We start from the raw sequence: 1,740 nt of genomic DNA on the forward strand, positions 1-1,740 counted from the left end.
AGCGTGCCGCGCATTGGCCGACATGGCTGCACCAGTACAACTGGCACCGTCCCCACGCCAGTCTCGGTTACCAGCCGCCGATCACCCGCATCGGCATGAACAACCTGTTGGGTTTACACAGCTAGCCTGCGTCGGCAAGCGGCACGTGGTCACGGCATGACCATCGGTACAGCCGCGCGCAAGAAAGCGACGCCACACTCCCGCAGTTCGCAGGACGACTTTTGCTCTCCGTGACGAGAATCCATGCCCTGCTGCTGGCGCTCGCGCTGCTCGCCTTCGCCGGCTGTTCCGGAACTCCGCTGCGCGACGACGCCGCGGCGCGTGCGCCAGTGATCCTGGTCTCGATCGACGGCTTCCGCGCGGACTACCTGCAGCGCGGGATGACGCCGACGCTGGCCGCACTCGCCGCCGACGGCGTGCGCGCCGAGGCGATGCAACCCTCGTTCCCGTCGATCACGTTCCCGAACCACTACACGCTGGTCACCGGGCTCTATCCCGACCACCACGGCATCGTGCACAACACCATCCAGGATCCCGCGTTGGGCCGCTTCACGCTGGGCAACCGCGCCGCAGTCGGCGACGGGCGCTGGTGGAACGAGGGTGAACCAATCTGGGTCACCGCGCAGAAGCAGGGCCTGCACACCGCGACCATGTTCTGGCCCGGCTCGGAAGCGGCGATCCACGGCGTGCGCCCGGACCATTGGCGCCCCTTCGACGGCGACGTCGCCCCGCAGGCGCGTGTCGACCAGGTGCTGGCCTGGCTCGACTTGCCAGCGGCACGGCGTCCGGCCTTCATCACGCTCTACTTCGACGCGGTCGACGGCGCCGGCCACTGGCACGGTCCGGATTCGCCCGAGGTGAGCACCGCGTTGCGCGACACCGACACCATGCTGGCGCGGCTGGTCGACGGCCTGCGCCGGCGCGGCCTGTACGACCGCACCAACCTGGTGATCGTGTCCGACCACGGCATGACCGCCACGCCGCCGTCGCAGGTGGTGTACCTCGACGACATCGTCGACATGCGCGACGTGGACGTCGTCACCTACGAGGTGCCCGCGGAACTGGCTCCGAAGCCCGCGCGCGCCGCCGAGGTCGAACGCGCGCTGTTGGCACCGCATGCGCACATGCAGTGCCGGGACAAGGCCGCGCTGCCGGCGCGCCTGCACTACGGCGGCAATCCGCGAGTGCCGGCGATCGTCTGCATCCCCGATGACGGCTGGCTGGTCTCCACGCACGCGCGGCAGGCGGCGCATAAACGCGTGCTGCGCGGCGAGCATGGCTACGACAACGCCGATCCGCACATGCGCGCGCTGTTCGTCGCGCACGGTCCCGCCTTCAAGCGCGGCGTGGTGGTCGCCGAGTTCCCCAACGTCGACGTCTATCCGCTGCTGGCGCACCTGCTCGGCATCCGCCCGCAGCCGAATGACGGCGACCTCGCCCCGCTGCGCGGCGCGCTGGCGCCGGAGGCGATCACGGCGCGCCGATGAAGCCGGTCGGCGCCGGGCGCGGCTTCAGCCGGCGCGCAGGCGGCCGACGGCATCGGCGTAGCGCGCGGCGATCGCCGCCTCGTCGCGATGGCGGAAGTCGCGCACCACCCACTGCCCGCCGGCCATGACGTGGCGCACCAGCGGCGCGTTGCCGGCGAACACGAAGCTGTCGAGCGCGCTGGCGGCATCGCGTGCGGCGAGCGCCGGCGCGTCGTGGTCGAGCACCAGCAGGTCGGCGCGCGCGCCGGCGGCG

1 protein-coding gene and 2 pseudogenes are annotated in these 1,740 nt (G+C 71.3%); 2 read left to right on the forward strand and 1 reads right to left on the reverse strand.

From position 1 onward, the window contains the following. Both ABFC67_RS05740 and ABFC67_RS05745 read left to right on the forward strand, forming a co-directional pair. Nucleotides 1–125 (forward strand): annotated as a pseudogene (locus ABFC67_RS05740) (IS481 family transposase); the annotation flags it as partial. Between the two features lie 105 nt (nt 126–230). Beyond that, nucleotides 231–1,487: an ectonucleotide pyrophosphatase/phosphodiesterase gene (locus tag ABFC67_RS05745; protein ID WP_346737088.1), complete on the forward strand. Its 1,257-nt coding sequence runs from the start codon at nt 231–233 to the stop codon at nt 1,485–1,487. 24 nt (nt 1,488–1,511) lie between these two features. Here ABFC67_RS05745 and ABFC67_RS05750 read toward each other — a convergent pair. Next, nucleotides 1,512–1,740 (reverse strand): annotated as a pseudogene (locus ABFC67_RS05750) (formimidoylglutamate deiminase); the annotation flags it as partial.

Origin of the sequence: Mizugakiibacter sp. (genome assembly GCF_039680435.1) — a bacterium.
GTDB lineage: Bacteria > Pseudomonadota > Gammaproteobacteria > Xanthomonadales > Rhodanobacteraceae > Mizugakiibacter.